The organism is Oxalobacter formigenes, assembly GCF_002127965.1.
In the GTDB taxonomy this organism is placed as follows: Bacteria; Pseudomonadota; Gammaproteobacteria; order Burkholderiales; family Burkholderiaceae_D; genus Oxalobacter; species Oxalobacter formigenes.
Genome location: NZ_CP018787.1, coordinates 323,631 through 340,306, shown reverse-complemented (window position 1 = coordinate 340,306; position 16,676 = coordinate 323,631). Strand labels below are relative to the sequence as shown.

The window sequence follows — 16,676 nt, the reverse complement described above, 5'->3', positions numbered from 1 at the left end:
CGGCAAAGACAGTTTTCCTTCAGGGCACCCCGCCCTGGTTTCGGGAAATTCATGCAATGGCAGGTCTCCTGGCTTGCGGATTAACGCACTACATCTTCCTTCCCGGTTTCCCAGTGGTTTACAGATGCATCACTACCGCATACAGTTGCGGGGGCAGCTTCGGAATAGCCCGTGTGGACGGAACCGAATTCCCTTTTATCCCCTTTTTTGGGGAACCATTACGGATGAAGTATAGCTTAACTTTAAAGATCGTGCTGTTGGCAAAGGTCAAGCGATGAGTTTAATTTTCACTTTTTCACCCTTCTTTTTCATTAATTCAGTTGGCCGGATTTCGTCATAAATGGATATGCCACATATGTTCAAACCTCACAAGGATCTAAATTGTAATAATCCTGAAAAAAATATTTTTCAATAACTTATTAGGGTACTATTTAGCAGACGCTCTCCATTTTCTTTTTCCGACAAGGCATTTAATGACACACCCCATCTCCGTGATTATCAGCACTCGTAACTCACCCGAATGGCTTGAGAAGGTATTGTGGGGTTATGAAAACCAGAACTATAAACAATTCCAGCTGATCATTGCAGACGACGGCTCGACTCACCAGACCAGGACCCTGATTGACAACTTTCGCAAAACCTCAGGCATGGAAGTTGAGCATTTATGGCATCCTCAAAATGGCTGCCAGAAAAGTCGCATGCTCAATCGGGCTGTCATGCATGCCGAAGGTGATTATCTTATTTTTACGGAAGACAATTGCATTCCACGATTTGATTTTGTGAAGAACCACAAAAACAAGGCGACCCCGAATCATTTTCTGTCAGGTGGCCACAGCAAATTGCCGATGTGTTGCAGCTTGCAGATAGGTCAGGAAGAAATTCTGTCAAATGATGCATTCGACATTATGTGGCTCCAGTCACACGGATATCCTACCTATGCCAAAAAACTTCGGCTGATCGCACGCTGGCCATTCAACGCACTGCTCAATCTTATCCCAACCGAAAACAGATGGAATGGACACAATGCCTCGGGCTGGAAAAGTGACATTATCAGCGTGAACGGTTTTGACGAGCGGATTCTGGACGGCGGCGAGGATAAGGAAATAGGAGATCGCCTGAAAAATTCAGGTGTCAGGGTAAAACGAATACGCTATTCTGCGGTCTGCGTACATTTGTCCCATATATTTGGATTTGACGATAGCGTCATAACCGAAGCAACGCGCCTTATCCAGAATGAGACAAAATCAATGTTCAGCAAATATACTGATCATGGAATACTCAAAAGTTAGGCCATGTCCGGTCAATGTCAAACCAGATCATCCAGAACACGGCGCCTGAACTTGACGCCCAGATCGTTGGCAATCGCCTCACATTTCGCAATGTCGACACCCGGTAAACCGTCGATAGCCGTCACCGTTACATCGCCACCGGCCTTTTTCGCGCTTTTGATAAAATCAATCACAGCCGCATAAGTTCCGGCATTTTTTGGACGGCAATGACGATCGTAGGTTTCTTCATCCTGCGCATTCAATGAAACGGAAAGCGTCGGTATGACAGCGACCAGTTCCGCAGCGATATCCCGACCATTGAGCATGCTGCCTGTTCCATTGGTATTTAAGCGCAACTTCGCCCCCTTTTCCTTCAGCTTTCTGCCCACTTCCAGCATGACGTCGAGACGCATTGTGGATTCACCCATACCGCAGAAAACGATTTCTTTATAATCCGCAGGATTACCGGCCGCCTCCACCAGTTCCTCGACAGATGGATTATGGTGAAGCCGCATATCGTATTCCTTGACAGACCATGCACCATTGAATTTCGGACAAAATGCGCACCGCAAAATCCCACAACGGTTCGTCACGTTCAGATACCGGCTGCCGTGCAGGGTATAACCTATCGTATCCTCGAATTGGCTTTTTTCTTCTGCCATAAGAAATAACCTCGATTCTGTCTATTCAAAGAAAGTGAGCCGGGGGACATCCCGGTATTTCCATGATAACTCAACGGGCGGCAAACCAGCTGATCAATAACATGACAATACCGATATTGACGACAATATTCAGTTTTGGCATGACCCTGCCCCGGGCCCGAAGGAGATTGACCAGTCCCCATGCCCCCCATAACACGATTTCTCCCGCTCCCCTGAAGAGATCCCATCCGTTCCGGGCGATGACAATACCGTAAACGCCCTGTATCGCCAGCAAGATACAAAATGCCGCCAGGACAAAACGGACACTTCTCTTGTTCACAAATTCCCAAAAAGCATCCATAGATACTCCTTGCTTCAATTCAGGCAAGCGAACCGGCCAGACTGGCGCCGATCAGCTACCTGTTTTTATTCTACCGTAACAGATTTTGCCAGATTACGGGGCTTGTCGACATCCGTTCCGCGAACAAGTGCCGTATGGTAAGCCAGTAACTGCAATGGAATCACATGCAGGATCGGCGAAAGCAAACCATAATTCTCCGGCATGCGTATAACGTGAATACCTTCTTCCGAAATCATCTGCGTGTCCGAATCGGCAAAAACATAAAGCTGGCCGCCACGAGCACGAACCTCCTGCATATTGGACTTCAGTTTTTCCAGCAAATCATCTTTCGGAGCAATCGTCACCACCGGCATCTTGTCGGTCACCAAAGCCAGAGGACCATGCTTCAATTCACCGGCCGGATAGGCTTCCGCATGAATATAGGAAATTTCCTTCAGCTTCAAGGCTCCTTCAAGAGCAATCGGATAATGAATACCACGCCCGAGGAAAAGCGCATTGTCATATTTGGAAAACTCTTCGGCCCAGGCAATGATCTGCGGCTCCAAAGCCAGCACGGCAGAAATAGCCACTGGCAAATGGCGCAAGGATTTCAGATGTGCCGCTTCCTGTTTTTCAGAAAGTTTTCCACGAATTTTGGCAATCGTTAACGACAGAAGGAAAAGCGCCGTCAACTGGGTAGTAAACGCCTTGGTCGATGCCACCCCGATTTCAACACCGGCTCGCGTAATATAAGAAAGCATGCATTCGCGCACCATGGCACTCGTCGACACATTGCAAATGGTCAATGAATTCAACATACCCAGTTCGTTGGCATGGCGTAATCCCGCCAGCGTATCCGCCGTTTCCCCACTCTGGCTGATCGTTACAACCAGCTTGTTTTCATCCGGAACGCTATCGCGATACCGGTATTCGCTGGCGATCTCGACTTCAACCTGAATTTTCGCTATCGACTCGAGCCAGTACTTGGCTGTCAATCCGGCATAGTAACTGGTCCCGCACGCCAGAATCAGTAAAGAATCGATTTTACCGAGAACGGAAGCTGCTTCTTCTCCAAACAGTTCCGAACTGATTCCTTCAACCCCTTGCAAGGTATCCGCAATCGCGCGTGGCTGCTCGAAAATTTCTTTCTGCATGAAATGGCGATAAGGTCCCAATTCAGCAGCGCCTGAAAAAATGCTGACAGTCCGTACTTCACGCGATACTGCCTCACCATTTTCAGAATAGATCTGGCAATTATTCAAATGGATATCGACGATATCGCCTTCTTCAAGATAAACGATCCTATCCGTCGTCCCGGCCAGCGCCATCGCATCCGACGCCAGAAAATGCTCATTTTCACCGACACCGACAACCAGCGGTGATCCTTTTCTTGCACCGACCAGCCTGTCCGGTTCGTCCTTGCAGATAACGGCAATCGCAAAAGCTCCTCGCAAACGTCTGACTGCTCCCTGTACTGCCTTTAAAAGATCGCCCTGATACAGCCGATCGATCAAATGGGCAATCACTTCCGTATCGGTCTGGCTTGAAAAAACATAACCTTGTGAAGACAGTTCTTCGCGCAGCTCTGCATGATTTTCAATAATCCCGTTATGAACCAGTGCAATCCGTTTGCGTGAAAAATGGGGATGGGCATTATCCGTCGTAGGAGCGCCATGCGTCGCCCAGCGGGTATGGGCGATTCCCAGAAAACCCGAAAGGTTCTGGTGATCGACCTGCTTTTCCAGTTCCGCGACACGTGACGTACTGCGTGAGCGTTCAAGATGTCCGTTCGTAAACAAGGCAATGCCACAGGAATCGTATCCCCTGTATTCCAGCCTCTTCAACCCTTCCAGCATGACCGGAACCACATTTCGTCTGGCAACAACCCCTACAATCCCACACATGTAAAAAACCTCATTCAGAATTCATACACAAATACAAAAGATTGATTATATCGCGCTCTATCGTTTGAGAAGCGACAAACACCCGATTCACGGTTCAATAGACTATCACAAGCTTGCCTTATATGCTCAAAATTCACATTTCAAAATCAACAGCTAAAAATCCACCTGATCCTACAGGCAAAATATTTTCCCGGAAAAGAAATAATAAAAAAGGCACACATGCGAGCATGTGTGCCTTTCGTTCTTTCTTATCAGGCTGCCATTCCAATCAGATTGGAATCACATCCCAAACAATTAGAACTTGTGGGTGATACCGACCTGTACACCGGTGACGCTGTCACGGCCTTTGTAACCGTAATATCCAGCAGCCTGTTCATCATCGTAATCGGTATAAGCAACGTTACCGTAAATCGATGTACGTTTGGACAGGTTGTAGGTATAGCCAATAGCGTATTTCAGGTTGTCTTTATTGTCATTCCAGCTAGCAACGTCTTTAATCTGGTTGTAGTTGACGGAAGCATTCAGACGGCCTGGGCCAAGAGTCCATTCCAGACCCAGCAACCAGTTCTGCTGTTTGGATTGTTCACCCAGAGCCATGCCAGCAGCGGCATTTGCGGCGCTTTCATCACCCAGTTTCCAGCCTTTGTTTTTGGTATTTTCATAAGCCAGAGAAACACGGGCTGGGCCGAATTTGTACGCTGCACCCAGGTTCCAGGTGTAGGACTTGTTGGAATCTGCCAGACGGCTCCAGTTACCTGCCAAAGACAGAGGGCCATTGTCGTAACCCAAGGAAATTGCATAACCGTCGTTATCAGCACCTGCCTGATCTACCGCTATCATTGCGCCTTTAATGCTGTCTTTATTGGTGTTGCCACCCAGCGAATAAGATGCGCCAAAGTGGAAACCGCTCCAGTTCAGGCTGTCGTAACGAACGGTGTTCGAAATACGGGCAGAACGCTGTTTGCTCAGGAACATGGAAGCAACACCGTACTGATAGAACGGATCGAATTTACGGATGGATTCGGTGGTCAGTTCGTTAACACGACCCAAACGAACAGCACCCCAGTTGTCGCCTTTCAAACCAACGTTGGCTGCACCATCCCAGTCAGTGGTCTTGCCATCAGCCTTGTAACCATTGCTTTCTTTCAGCGTACCGTCAGCCAGTTCGAAACGTTTTTCCAGTTCGAAAGTGGCTTTCTGACCAGAACCCAAGTCTTCTACACCACGGAATCCGATACGGTTGTTGACGTTTTCACCCATCTTGATGTCGGAACCGGATTCCTTGATGAAACCGGTGTCAACGATACCGTAGATGGTTACGTTGGATTGTGCATGGGCTACGCCTGCAGCAGCACCCAACACAGCCAATGCGATTAGAGTTTTTTTCATTTTGCCTTCCCTTTTAATAGGTATGTGTAAAATCTGTGAAAATCAATCCCACCTGATTTATCCAGACAGGGTAAAAATACTATGTTCTGATGGAAAAAGCTGGGAAATTAGTATCTGGCATACTTTTTTATGGCTGATTTTTTTAAATTAGCCAATAAAATGTTGTATTTACAAAACACACATAAGCTTGTTTCGATATTTTTTAATTAATCCACATATCAAATTTTCCATACCCCGAATAAAGGTTTTCCCTTAATCTTTTCAAATCCTTTTGCGGTATGTTGTCCAAATTTCCCGATCATTACGACACAAAAAAAGGCACACATGCTCGCATGTGTGCCTTCCGTTCTTTCTTATCAGGCTGCCATTCCAATCAGATTGGAATCACATCCCAAACAATTAGAACTTGTGGGTGATACCGACCTGTACACCGGTGACGCTGTCACGGCCTTTGTAACCGTAATATCCAGCAGCCTGTTCATCATCGTAATCGGTATAAGCAACGTTACCGTAAATCGATGTACGTTTGGACAGGTTGTAGGTATAGCCAATAGCGTATTTCAGGTTGTCTTTATTGTCATTCCAGCTAGCAACGTCTTTAATCTGGTTGTAGTTGACGGAAGCATTCAGACGGCCTGGGCCAAGAGTCCATTCCAGACCCAGCAACCAGTTCTGCTGTTTGGATTGTTCACCCAGAGCCATGCCAGCAGCGGCATTTGCGGCGCTTTCATCACCCAGTTTCCAGCCTTTGTTTTTGGTATTTTCATAAGCCAGAGAAACACGGGCTGGGCCGAATTTGTACGCTGCACCCAGGTTCCAGGTGTAGGACTTGTTGGAATCTGCCAGACGGCTCCAGTTACCTGCCAAAGACAGAGGGCCATTGTCGTAACCCAGGGAAATTGCATAACCGTCGTTATCAGCACCTGCCTGATCTACCGCTATCATTGCGCCTTTAATGCTGTCTTTATTGGTGTTGCCACCCAGCGAATAAGATGCGCCAAAGTGGAAACCGCTCCAGTTCAGGCTGTCGTAACGAACGGTATTCGAAATACGGGCAGAACGCTGTTTGCTCAGGAACATGGAAGCAACACCGTACTGATAGAATGGATCGAATTTACGGATGGATTCGGTGGTCAGTTCGTTAACACGACCCAAACGAACAGCACCCCAGTTGTCGCCTTTCAAACCAACGTTGGCTGCACCATCCCAGTCAGTGGTCTTGCCATCAGCCTTGTAACCATTGCTTTCTTTCAGCGTACCGTCAGCCAGTTCGAAACGTTTTTCCAGTTCGAAAGTGGCTTTCTGACCAGAACCCAAGTCTTCTACACCACGGAATCCGATACGGTTGTTGACGTTTTCACCCATCTTGATGTCGGAACCGGATTCCTTGATGAAACCGGTGTCAACGATACCGTAGATGGTTACGTTGGATTGTGCATGGGCTACGCCTGCAGCAGCACCCAACACAGCCAATGCGATTAGAGTTTTTTTCATTTTGCCTTCCCTTTTAGAGGTTTCTTAAATCTGTCGATTCAATTGATGCCAAGCTCAATTAAGCACTCGGATATGTGAAAGATACCGTTTGATGAAAATCAATGCCACAATTTCGTTACAAAAACGGCAGAGATGTTGTTCTTACGACCGTTCAAAATCAAAAATGTTGTATTTTCATCACACTCAAAGCATTTTATCCGCGACAAATAAATAAAATGAAGAGAATCATTCAACTTGCTGTAATTCAACATTATTTCTTTTTTCAGGAAATTTTATTGAAGTATGCAATCAGACAATACCAGGCAAAAGACTATTTCTGTTACCAAACCATTCCGTCATGTCATCTTCCTGACATTTCCTTTATAAAAAGGCGGCGATCACACTATCCATACATTTTTATTCAAGACTCAACCCGTAACATTCAGCCTTCCAAAATGTTGCGTTTATGTCGCAAAAAAGTTTCCTAATATACGAAATAGGGTTATATATCTGTCTGACAAACACAAATTTGTTAATTTGAAAATTTCTCTTTCCAAAACCGGAGAAAAAATTTATCGCCCATAAACCTTGTTTGAGAGGAATGGAACCGGTCGATTTGGTTTCTCATCGTTAAATGGCTAATCGAGAAGAATTACAACTGTTGCGTGAAGCACGATCCAACCATCACGAAGCCCAGCTCCAGTTGGGCAAACTGTATTTGTTCGGAACAAAAAGCCTGCCGCAAAGTCTGACGACCGCCCTGCACTGGTTAAGCCGTGCGGCGACACAATCCAATAAGGAAGCGTGCCTTCTGATTGGCGACCATATTCCTTATGAAATTGCCAGAAATTTTCCGGATCAGGTGGCGATCCAGTCCTGGTACAGAACAGCCCTGACAGAAGGGCATTATGAGGCTGGTCTGGTATTGGCCCGGCTGATTCTTTCAGATCCCAATCAGATCGATGACAAAAAGTATGCCGAAGCGATTCGCATTCTCGAAACAATTGCAGATCATGATATTGCCGAAGCACAATGGTTACTGGCTGAATTGGCCAAAGATCCGAATGCCCGGCCATCCATTATTAACAATGCCCTTAAATGGACAGCGAGAGCCGCCGATGCCGGCATTGTCGATGCACAGATCGCCCTGATTGAACATGCCTGGGAAAACAGGGACTACCCCGTTTTTCTGCAGCATGCCTTGCCGATTGCCCGATCGATTACTCAGGCAGTCCAGCAGGGTGATGTCATTAATATTGACGAACAATCTTCCCGTTTACTGTTTCGGTGCGGGCAACTGCTCCTGAAACAGGACGGTCATGCATCAGAAGAGATTCAGTCCATGTGGGAATTGGCCGCCAGACAGAAAAATGCCGAAGCCGCTTTTTCATTAGGCCTGTGGTACGCGCGCATGAATGAAGACGGTATCCGCGTCAGTATTGGCGCGGCCGCGACCAGTTTCAAAAAAGCGATTCGATGGCTGACTCAGGCCGGTGAACAGGGTCTGGCCAAAGCATGGTACGCACTTTCACTTATTTACCAGAAGGCGGAATTCTCACAGAGAAATATGAATGATGCCCAACGTTATCTGGAATTGGCAGCAGATCTTGGACATGCAACAGCCCAGTATGAAAGAGGCATGCATGCGTGGCGGGCACGCCGGGATGATGAATCAAATGACATTCAGGCTGTTTACTGGCTGCAGAAAGCAAACGGAAACGGAAAAGCGGACGCGGCAGCTGTCCTTGATAAAATTGCTTTCAAGGCGAATCCTGCATCATGGGCGGTAAGCGCACGGGAATGCCTGACTCACGAAATTTTCAGCAGCCATCCATTTCTGGCCGCCCGTATCGAACTGGCTGCCGTATTCGGACTGACACGTCCGGAAGCGCTCTTGCTCGATATCCACAATGCCGACAAAGGCCATTGCCTTCTGGTCGATATTCGTGAATTTTACAGACGCAGCAAGCGCAAGCTCATCCTGATTCAAACTGGCCAGGAACGCCAGATTCTCTCCCGAATCGGACGTCTTTTTGAAAAAGTGGATTGCGGCCTGAATGGTCCCGAGGGTAATTACAGACAACGTCAATATCGCCTCAAAACGATGCTCCCGGCCGCTTATCAGGAAAATTCAGATGATGAAGAATATCGGGAAACAGCCGAAGCCTAGTTTATTCCTGATTTCCCAGAACATCGATAACATCTGTATTTTTCGCATTACTTACTGACGGTGAGCATGCGTTCCACATAACGGGCAATCAGGTCGATTTCCAGATTGACTCGGGAACCTGCCTTCAGATTCTTCAGTGTCGTTACCTCAATGGTATGGGGAATCAGATTGATCGAAAACAGGCACCCCGTTTCGATATCAGTCACGTTGTTGATCGTCAGGGAAACGCCGTTTACAGCCACCGATCCCTTGTAGGCGAGAAATTTTGCAAGATGAAGAGGCGCTTCAATGACCAGCTCCCATGATTCAGCGACAGGCGAAAACTGGCGAACGATACCGACCCCATCCACATGACCGGAAACCAGATGGCCGCCCAGCATATCGCCCAATGCCATCGCCTTTTCCAGATTGACTTCATTCGTGCCGTCCAATCCGGTTGTTTTATCCAGACTTTCATGAGACACATCTATCTTGAAACCATTTTCCGTTTTTTCAACAACGGTCATACAGGCTCCGTTCAAGGCAATCGAATCGCCCGTTTTGACATCGTCCATGGGCAACGTCCCTGCATCGATTTGCAAACGGACACCGGCATTTTCATCCTTACCCTGCGGTGTTACCGATTCAATTTTCCCCACTGCCTGAATAATTCCCGTAAACATGTGTTTCCCCGATTATTTGGTTAATCTCGCTATGATTCTTATATCGTTTTCTATCGTACGGATTTCATGAAATTCGAACGATATTTTATCGGCCAGATTGGCAATATCGTTCAGGCTCACCATGTTCTTGCCGCTTCCCAGAAAACACGGCGCCAGATATATCAGCATTTCATCAACAAAACCGGCCTGAATCAGCGCGCCATTCAAAGTAGCACCGGCTTCGACATGGACTTCATTGATTTCCTTTTCCGCAAGGACTTTCATCATGTCAGCCAGATCGACACGGCCGGTATCATTGATGGCAGAAAATACTTGCACACCCTTTTCCTGCATCGCTTCAATTTTATAAGGCGAGGCATTGGCTGAAAAAATCCATGTATCCCCCCCGTTTTCCAGAACACGTGCATCTATCGGTGTTTTCAGCTGGCTATCGACCACTATTCGTTTCGGCTGTCTGATCGTATCCGGCAAACGTACATTTAACCGGGGGTTATCCTTGATTACGGTCCCGATGCCGGTCATGATGGCATCGGCACGCATTCTCCATTCGTGACCATCTCTTCTGGCCGCTTCAGACGTTATCCACTGGCTTTCGCCATTGGTGAGGGCAGTCTTTCCATCCAGACTGGCAGCGACTTTCATCCTCACCCAGGGGCGCCCATGCTCGAAACGGGACAAAAATCCGCGGTTCAATTCCCTTGCTTCATCTGGCAATACGCCGCAGAGCACCTCGATACCAGCAGCCTTAAGCTTTGCCAGACCTTTTCCCGCAACCTGCACGTTTGGATCTTCAATTGCGGCAACAACCCGTTTCACGTTTGCCCTGATCAATGCATCTGCACAGGGAGGTGTACGCCCCCGATGGCTGCATGGTTCCAGAGTGACGTAAACCGTTGCTCCCCGGCAATCTTGTCCGCGTTTCGCCACATCGTTCAATGCCTCGACTTCGGCATGATTGCCCCCGACGGGTTGAGTAAATCCTTCCCCGATAATTTCCCCATCCCTGACGATCACACACCCCACCCTTGGATTGGGGGATGTCAGGACAGAACACTTCCTGGCCAGTTCCAGCGCACGTCGCATGAATTTTTCATGATCGGCCAGTGAATCATTAGCTTTTTTCAGTTCGCCCATATTCGCTTTGAAGAAAAAAATGTATCGAAGACAAACCGGAATTTTACCCTATAAAAAAAGCCACCTGTATTCAGGTGGCTTTTTGAGAAAAAACCGGATCAGTGCTGATAAACCGGGAAAGCCGTCGTCAGTTTCTTGACTTCGGCGCGTACCCGTTCAATTGTAGCCTGATCGTTTGGATTTTCGATCACATCAGCCAGCAGGTTACCGACGATTGCCGATTCGGTTTCCTTGAACCCGCGAGTCGTCATGGCAGGGCTGCCCAGACGGACGCCGGAAGTGACAAATGGCGTTTGCGGATCGTTTGGAATCGCATTCTTGTTACAGGTGATATGACCGCTGTTCAAAATCGTTTCTGCCTGACGGCCAGTGATATTCTTGCTTTGCAGATCGACCAGCATGACGTGGGATTCGGTACGTCCGGAAATAATGCGGAAACCACGGTCAACCAACGTTTTGGCCAGTACGCTTGCATTTTTGAGAACCTGTTCCTGATACGTTTTGAATTCAGGCTGCAAGGCTTCCTTGAAAGCCACTGCCTTGCCAGCGATGACGTGCATCAATGGACCGCCCTGCAAGCCAGGGAAAACAGCGGAATTGATCTTGCGTTCGAATTCCGGTTTCATCAGAATGAAACCGCCACGTGGGCCACGCAGGGATTTGTGAGTGGTGGACGTCACAAAGTCAGCGTAAGGAACCGGGCTTGGATACACTCCTGCCGCGATCAGACCGGCATAGTGTGCCATATCGACCATGAAGAAAGCGCCGACATCCCTGGCGACTTTGGCAAAGCGTTCGAAATCAATACGCAGGGAATAAGCGGATGCACCGGCAATGATCAGCTTCGGCTTGTGTTCGTGAGCCAGCTGTTCCATCCTGTCGTAATCAATCTCTTCCTTTTCATTCAGACCATAGGAAACGACGTTGAACCATTTGCCGGACATGTTCAGGGCCATACCGTGGGTCAGATGACCACCTTCGGCAAGGGACATCCCCATGATGGTATCACCGGGATTCAACATTGCCAGGAAAATAGCCTGATTGGCCTGCGAACCGGAATTGGGCTGAACGTTGGCCGCTTCGGCACCGAACAGTTTTTTTACACGATCCAGAGCCAGTTGTTCGGCAATGTCGACGTACTCACAACCACCGTAATAACGTTTGCCGGGATAACCTTCCGCATATTTATTGGTCAGCTGAGAACCCTGAGCCTGCATGACGGCAGGTGAGCAATAGTTTTCGGAAGCGATCAGTTCAATATGTTCTTCCTGACGGGTATTCTCACGCAAAATAGCGTCCCACAACTCGGAATCCACCTGAGCGAGGGAATAATCTTTAGCAAACATGTCCTACTCCAATGATTGAAAGTGACCTTTTCCACATTAAAAGGAAAAGATGGAATCTGATAAACGGCCTGAAAAGGTTCACACAATGAGCCTTTTCACTTGAAAAAACTGAAAAGAGCCGAAAGATAAAGCGCAACAAAAATAGAGAAGAATTTTACAAGATGCCCCCGGTTTCAGCAAGGCAATGATCTTCAATCATCTTTGCCTGTAAAGCTTCGTTTTGCAAGTGCTCACTCATTTCAGGACGCTCATCGTATAATCTGTCCGGTCAATTTTGTATGATTTATTATTGAAAAGGAATGATATGCCAACCATCAACATTCAAATTTTCGAAGGCCGTACTGTCGAACAAAAGCGTGAACTCGTCAAAGCCATTACCGAAGCGACTGTCAAAACCCTGCAATGCAGTGAAGGTGCGGTCGACATCATTATTCAGGACGTCAAGAAGGAAAACTGGGCCACCGGCGGCAAGCTCTGGAGTGACTGATTATGTCTTATGCGGTTTCATGGCAGTCAGGCCATGAAACCTTTTACAGGTTTATTTCCAGAAACGGTGTAGTAAAGGCCTGACGGTGACGCCATGAAACAGAATGGATAGCGTAATGACGATCAGCGTCAAATGAATAAGCTCCAGAGCCAGCGATTCCGACAACCCTTTGTCGATTGCATACATCAGATAATAAAGCGAACCGATTCCGCGAACGCCGAACCATGCGGACAATCCCTTTACCCGTTTCAGTCCTCTTAACGGCAACAATCCGATATAAACACTGACCGGACGGGCCACAAAGAAAAGGAAGAGCGCCAGCCCTACCGCACGCCAGCTCCATGAATTGACAAAAAGTGTTCCCCCCACCAGCAAGATCAGAACCAGCTCGGAAAGACGTTCAAGGTATTCGTTGAAGACCAGCGAACTGGAACTGACAAATGGAGCGGGTTCCGTCTCTGCTGATGTCGTGTCTTTCACTTCAATGCGCTCTCCGGATGCTACAGCTGCACGATATTCAGCCTGTCGCAAGGCAACCGCTGCAAAGAAAACGGCCAGAAATCCCCATGCATTGCACATCTCGGAAACACCATACACCACCCCGATCAGGCCAAGCCCCAGAAAATCATCCAGCAATCCATGCCGGTATTTCTGATGAACCTTGCTGATCACACGCCCCAGCCCATATCCTGCCAGCCAGCCGATGACGACACCGGCTGCGGTTGCCCAGACAACATCCAGAAACAGCCATCTCCATCCCATAAAACCTATTTTGTGCAAACCCAATAGACCCATGCCCAATACGACAAAAGGAAAAGCACTCCCGTCATTCATGCCTGCTTCGCATGTCAGGGTAAACCGCAATTTATCGGAATCTCCGGGATGACGGCTCTGGACATCTGTCGCCAGAACCGGATCGGTCGGAGCGAGAAGCGCGGCAAGCAGAATGGCTGCGCCTATCGGCAAGCCAAGCACAAACCAGCCAAACGCTGTCATCAGGCCGACGCTTACCACCATGGAACCGGAAGCCAGCAGAATCGGTGCACGCCATCGCCAGATTTTGACCGGAACAGGCATTTTGACCCCCGCCGAAAACAGGGAAATCAGCACAGCCACTTCCGTCAGCGCCTCCAGAAACTGGGATTGTTTCAATGGATTGAAATGAAACAGATTCAGGCCGGTCGGTCCGACAAGAATACCGATAGCCAGATAGAGAATGGCTGTCGTGACAGGCAAGCGACGCAGTACCGATGAGGTGACACCGATAAACAGTAAAAGACCACCTGTCAGGACAAACCAGTGAGCGTTATCCATGGTTGGATGAATTTAATAAAAGATATTGCACAGATCAATTGTAAAAGAGGAAGGAACTTGAGAACATGATTTGCGATCAAATATTCATCTCTTATTGTTACAAAGTTTTTCAGTTATAAAAAAACTCGGTCCAGACATGGATAATGATGTGAATTCTAGTCCTGTTTCAAATTGACGAACAACCGTTTTATTTTTTTGTACAAAGGCACAAAGATGAAACGTACCCTGTTTTTTCTGGTTTTTATTCTTTCCGGGAGTCTCGTTTCCAGTAACGCATTCGCAGACAGGTATCACGGCCATTATCATGGACGTTCAAGGACGTCCATCGGAATCATGTTCGGCGGCCCGATCTGGCCTTCTCCGGCATATGCTCCCTATTATCCGTACTATCCTTATGCGCCCTATTACCCTTATCCGCAAACGGTCGTTATCCAGTCGACGCCCACCACTTACATCGAAAAAGCGCCTGAAAACAATACCCAACATTACTGGTACTACTGTTCTGACCCGAAGGGATATTATCCGTATGTCCTGAAATGCAACGCCAATTGGCAACGAGTCATTCCATTCCCAGAAGGAACCCAATGATGACACCGACAAAATCCAAACTCTGCAATCCGGGAGAGTTGAAAAAGCCACGTCAATCCCGATATTTTCTGTTTCTCCTCCCGCTTGCACTGGCAGCCTGTTCGTCAATGCCTTCCGGCCCGAACGTTATGGTACTTCCGGGGAAAGGGGTCAGTTTCGAACAGTTCCGTGCTGATGATTTATTGTGCCGCCAATACGCAGCATCCCAGACAGGCACCAATTCAAATGACGCGGCCATCAACAGCGGTGTCAAAAGCGCGGCGGTAGGAACGGCTCTGGGCGCTGCAGGAGGCGCACTGATCGACGGTGGTCATGGCGCGGCAGTCGGAGCCGGAGTGGGTCTGGTATTCGGGGGATTGACGGGCGCCGGTTCCGGTACGACCAGCAGTTATCAGGCACAGCTACGCTACGACAATGCCTACCAGCAATGTATGTATTCAAGGGGCAACAGCATTCCCGTTACGACGAATTACTCAAGCGGAAATACACAGAATGCTCCCCAGCGACAGCCGGATTATGGACCACCTCCCAATACGCAGACACCACCCCCAGCCCGATATATCGTTCCGGGCCAATAATACGACAAAAAAGACGGCTGTTTTTCAGCCGTCTTTTTATTTGCTTTCAGTCTGACCTGTTCAGCTGACCAGCTGTGCATCAACCGTTATCTCGGCATTCAGCAATCTTGACACCGGGCATCCTTCCTTTGCCCTTCCCACAGCAGTCTGGAATTCGTAGACATCCCCTCCAGGAATTTTCGCTTTAACGTCCAGATGGATTTTCGTAATGGTAAAGCCCTTGTCCGTTTTTTCCATCGTCAGCGTTGCCGTTGTGTCGATTTCATCTGCCACCATATTGGCCGCACCTAACCTTCCGGAAAGATCCATGGTAAAACATCCTGCATGAGCGGCTGCAATCAGTTCTTCCGGATTGGTTCCGCTTCCATCTTTAAAACGTGCCGAAAAGGAATAAGGTGTATTTGACAGCGTATTGCTCTCCGTCGTGAGTGTGCCTTTGCCATCTTTGATACCGCCATACCAGCGGGCTGTTCCTGTGCGATTCATAATTTCTCCCGGTAATATTCAATTTAGGTAATACAAATGAAAAATCGTTTCATTAAGGAAAATAATATGGGCAGCTACCGAAATCTTTTTGATTTATAGCAGAGGACGGCTATTTAATTAAAACAGATAACAATCGTCATGTGGAATTGTTCAAGTGTCCAAAAACTATTGTTATACTATTTCCTGAACTCTTTTCCTTTAATCCCACCACCACGGCCTGCTTATGTCTGAAAACAATCAAAACGAAAAAGATAATGAGTCGATCCTGAGCGATCTCGACGATTTTTTGAATTTCAACGACCAGTCTGCCAAACTGACAGACAAACAGATGGATGCACTGGAACGCTATCTTGATGCCCATGCCGCTCAAAATGCCATGCATCTGGAAGTGCTGGATGGTTTTCTCTGCGCGTTGATCACAAGCCCATCCCCTGTCTCTCCTGAAGAATATCTGCCATATATCTTCGGCGGCAAAATGCCGGAATTCAAAAATCAGGAAGAGGCTGATGAGATCATGGGGGCGTTAAAACAGCATTGGGAATACATTGAATCTGTTCTGAAACGCAATAATGAATATTACCCGTTCCTTTATGCCGATCCTGATGGAAAATGCAGCGCCAATGAATGGGCATACGGCTTCATTCTGGGTATGGATCTGCGTCGGGATGCCTGGAAGGAAATGGTCGAAACAAGCAAACAAGAAGGGTTATTGACCCCGATTCTGAAACTGTATTCCGAATACATTCCCGAAGTGTCCGGATGCCAGCAAATCCCGGCAGAAGAGCGGGAAGAAATCGTTACAACGATCGTTTCGAACCTTCCCAAAATTTATGACCACTTTGAGGAACAGCGCGAAAAAAACAGGAAATCCTCTCCTCTGCATTAATCAAAAAAAG

At 47.8% G+C, this 16,676-nt stretch carries 16 protein-coding genes and 1 riboswitch; of the genes, 6 read left to right on the top strand and 10 right to left on the bottom strand.

All coding sequences use genetic code 11. The features are described 5' to 3' along the window. Positions 1–41 precede the first annotated feature (41 nt). Positions 42–235, bottom strand: a riboswitch (cobalamin riboswitch). A gap of 238 nt (positions 236–473) precedes the next feature. Continuing rightward, positions 474–1,289 carry a glycosyltransferase gene (locus BRW83_RS01745; RefSeq protein WP_005882125.1) on the top strand — a complete coding sequence of 272 codons (816 nt, stop codon included), beginning with the start codon at positions 474–476 and terminating at the stop codon, positions 1,287–1,289. A gap of 17 nt (positions 1,290–1,306) precedes the next feature. Here the strand turns inward: BRW83_RS01745 and BRW83_RS01740 are convergent, their stop codons facing one another. The 5 genes from BRW83_RS01740 to BRW83_RS01720 form a co-directional block, all read right to left on the bottom strand. Beyond that, the gene (locus BRW83_RS01740) at positions 1,307–1,930 is read right to left on the bottom strand and encodes a TatD family nuclease-associated radical SAM protein (RefSeq protein ID WP_005882127.1); all 624 of its coding nucleotides are present in this window, start codon (positions 1,928–1,930) and stop codon (positions 1,307–1,309) included. 70 nt (positions 1,931–2,000) lie between these two features. Beyond that, entirely contained in the window at positions 2,001–2,270 is a 270-nt protein-coding gene (locus BRW83_RS01735) for a hypothetical protein (RefSeq protein ID WP_005882129.1), read from the bottom strand. Between the two features lie 65 nt (positions 2,271–2,335). Continuing rightward, a complete protein-coding gene (gene glmS, locus BRW83_RS01730; protein WP_036603254.1) occupies positions 2,336–4,153 on the bottom strand; it encodes a glutamine--fructose-6-phosphate transaminase (isomerizing) in 1,818 nt (605 codons plus the stop codon). 294 nt (positions 4,154–4,447) lie between these two features. Further along, complete coding sequence (locus BRW83_RS01725) at positions 4,448–5,542, bottom strand: porin (protein WP_086131734.1); 1,095 nt, start codon at positions 5,540–5,542, stop codon at positions 4,448–4,450. Positions 5,543–5,941: 399 nt separating this feature from the next. Continuing rightward, the gene (locus BRW83_RS01720; protein ID WP_086131734.1) at positions 5,942–7,036 is read right to left on the bottom strand and encodes a porin; all 1,095 of its coding nucleotides are present in this window, start codon (positions 7,034–7,036) and stop codon (positions 5,942–5,944) included. 613 nt (positions 7,037–7,649) lie between these two features. Here BRW83_RS01720 and BRW83_RS01710 point away from each other — a divergent pair. Then, on the top strand, positions 7,650–9,185 hold the full coding sequence (locus tag BRW83_RS01710; RefSeq protein WP_036603257.1) for an SEL1-like repeat protein: 1,536 nt from the start codon (positions 7,650–7,652) through the stop codon (positions 9,183–9,185). A gap of 47 nt (positions 9,186–9,232) precedes the next feature. Here the strand turns inward: BRW83_RS01710 and BRW83_RS01705 are convergent, their stop codons facing one another. The 3 genes from BRW83_RS01705 to glyA form a co-directional block, all read right to left on the bottom strand. After that, positions 9,233–9,847 carry a riboflavin synthase gene (locus BRW83_RS01705; protein WP_005882137.1) on the bottom strand — a complete coding sequence of 205 codons (615 nt, stop codon included), beginning with the start codon at positions 9,845–9,847 and terminating at the stop codon, positions 9,233–9,235. Positions 9,848–9,859: 12 nt separating this feature from the next. Then, positions 9,860–10,981, bottom strand: a complete 1,122-nt coding sequence (gene ribD, locus BRW83_RS01700) for a bifunctional diaminohydroxyphosphoribosylaminopyrimidine deaminase/5-amino-6-(5-phosphoribosylamino)uracil reductase RibD (RefSeq protein WP_050757748.1) — start codon at positions 10,979–10,981, stop codon at positions 9,860–9,862. Between the two features lie 98 nt (positions 10,982–11,079). Beyond that, a complete protein-coding gene (gene glyA, locus BRW83_RS01695; RefSeq protein ID WP_005882141.1) occupies positions 11,080–12,327 on the bottom strand; it encodes a serine hydroxymethyltransferase in 1,248 nt (415 codons plus the stop codon). Between the two features lie 304 nt (positions 12,328–12,631). Here glyA and BRW83_RS01690 point away from each other — a divergent pair, with 304 nt between their 5' ends. Beyond that, positions 12,632–12,814, top strand: coding sequence for a 4-oxalocrotonate tautomerase (locus tag BRW83_RS01690; protein ID WP_005882143.1), 183 nt, complete (start codon positions 12,632–12,634; stop codon positions 12,812–12,814). A 51-nt stretch (positions 12,815–12,865) separates the two neighbouring features. Here BRW83_RS01690 and BRW83_RS01685 read toward each other — a convergent pair whose 3' ends face one another. Beyond that, a complete protein-coding gene (locus BRW83_RS01685) occupies positions 12,866–14,128 on the bottom strand; it encodes a cation:proton antiporter (RefSeq protein WP_005882145.1) in 1,263 nt (420 codons plus the stop codon). 213 nt (positions 14,129–14,341) lie between these two features. On the opposite strand from BRW83_RS01685, the gene BRW83_RS01680 reads away from it, so the two are divergent. Together BRW83_RS01680 and BRW83_RS01675 are read left to right on the top strand one after the other, a co-directional pair. Further along, a complete protein-coding gene (locus BRW83_RS01680) occupies positions 14,342–14,716 on the top strand; it encodes a hypothetical protein (RefSeq protein ID WP_036604057.1) in 375 nt (124 codons plus the stop codon). Continuing rightward, on the top strand, positions 14,713–15,294 hold the full coding sequence (locus BRW83_RS01675) for a glycine zipper family protein (RefSeq protein WP_005882147.1): 582 nt from the start codon (positions 14,713–14,715) through the stop codon (positions 15,292–15,294). Before BRW83_RS01680 ends, BRW83_RS01675 begins: the two co-directional genes overlap by 4 nt. Positions 15,295–15,354: 60 nt before the next feature. Here the strand turns inward: BRW83_RS01675 and BRW83_RS01670 are convergent, their stop codons facing one another. Then, positions 15,355–15,780 (bottom strand): OsmC family protein, encoded by a 426-nt coding sequence (locus BRW83_RS01670; RefSeq protein ID WP_005882149.1) that lies wholly within the window; start codon positions 15,778–15,780, stop codon positions 15,355–15,357. A 223-nt stretch (positions 15,781–16,003) separates the two neighbouring features. On the opposite strand from BRW83_RS01670, the gene BRW83_RS01665 reads away from it, so the two are divergent. Beyond that, positions 16,004–16,666 (top strand): UPF0149 family protein, encoded by a 663-nt coding sequence (locus BRW83_RS01665; RefSeq protein ID WP_005882151.1) that lies wholly within the window; start codon positions 16,004–16,006, stop codon positions 16,664–16,666. The last annotated feature ends 10 nt before the right edge of the window (positions 16,667–16,676 follow it).

What these genes read in the sequence shown, in the direction of transcription:
- ribD (WP_050757748.1), bottom strand. Translation starts at nt 10,981, where the DNA reads ATGGGCGAACTGAAAAAAGCTAATGATTCACTGGCCGATCATGAAAAA.
- glmS (WP_036603254.1), bottom strand. Translation starts at nt 4,153, where the DNA reads ATGTGTGGGATTGTAGGGGTTGTTGCCAGACGAAATGTGGTTCCGGTC.
- BRW83_RS01740 (WP_005882127.1), bottom strand. Translation starts at nt 1,930, where the DNA reads ATGGCAGAAGAAAAAAGCCAATTCGAGGATACGATAGGTTATACCCTG.
- BRW83_RS01675 (WP_005882147.1), top strand. Translation starts at nt 14,713, where the DNA reads ATGATGACACCGACAAAATCCAAACTCTGCAATCCGGGAGAGTTGAAA.
- glyA (WP_005882141.1), bottom strand. Translation starts at nt 12,327, where the DNA reads ATGTTTGCTAAAGATTATTCCCTCGCTCAGGTGGATTCCGAGTTGTGG.
- BRW83_RS01690 (WP_005882143.1), top strand. Translation starts at nt 12,632, where the DNA reads ATGCCAACCATCAACATTCAAATTTTCGAAGGCCGTACTGTCGAACAA.
- BRW83_RS01665 (WP_005882151.1), top strand. Translation starts at nt 16,004, where the DNA reads ATGTCTGAAAACAATCAAAACGAAAAAGATAATGAGTCGATCCTGAGC.
- BRW83_RS01745 (WP_005882125.1), top strand. Translation starts at nt 474, where the DNA reads ATGACACACCCCATCTCCGTGATTATCAGCACTCGTAACTCACCCGAA.
- BRW83_RS01720 (WP_086131734.1), bottom strand. Translation starts at nt 7,036, where the DNA reads ATGAAAAAAACTCTAATCGCATTGGCTGTGTTGGGTGCTGCTGCAGGC.
- BRW83_RS01685 (WP_005882145.1), bottom strand. Translation starts at nt 14,128, where the DNA reads ATGGATAACGCTCACTGGTTTGTCCTGACAGGTGGTCTTTTACTGTTT.
- BRW83_RS01725 (WP_086131734.1), bottom strand. Translation starts at nt 5,542, where the DNA reads ATGAAAAAAACTCTAATCGCATTGGCTGTGTTGGGTGCTGCTGCAGGC.
- BRW83_RS01680 (WP_036604057.1), top strand. Translation starts at nt 14,342, where the DNA reads ATGAAACGTACCCTGTTTTTTCTGGTTTTTATTCTTTCCGGGAGTCTC.
- BRW83_RS01705 (WP_005882137.1), bottom strand. Translation starts at nt 9,847, where the DNA reads ATGTTTACGGGAATTATTCAGGCAGTGGGGAAAATTGAATCGGTAACA.
- BRW83_RS01710 (WP_036603257.1), top strand. Translation starts at nt 7,650, where the DNA reads ATGGCTAATCGAGAAGAATTACAACTGTTGCGTGAAGCACGATCCAAC.
- BRW83_RS01670 (WP_005882149.1), bottom strand. Translation starts at nt 15,780, where the DNA reads ATGAATCGCACAGGAACAGCCCGCTGGTATGGCGGTATCAAAGATGGC.
- BRW83_RS01735 (WP_005882129.1), bottom strand. Translation starts at nt 2,270, where the DNA reads ATGGATGCTTTTTGGGAATTTGTGAACAAGAGAAGTGTCCGTTTTGTC.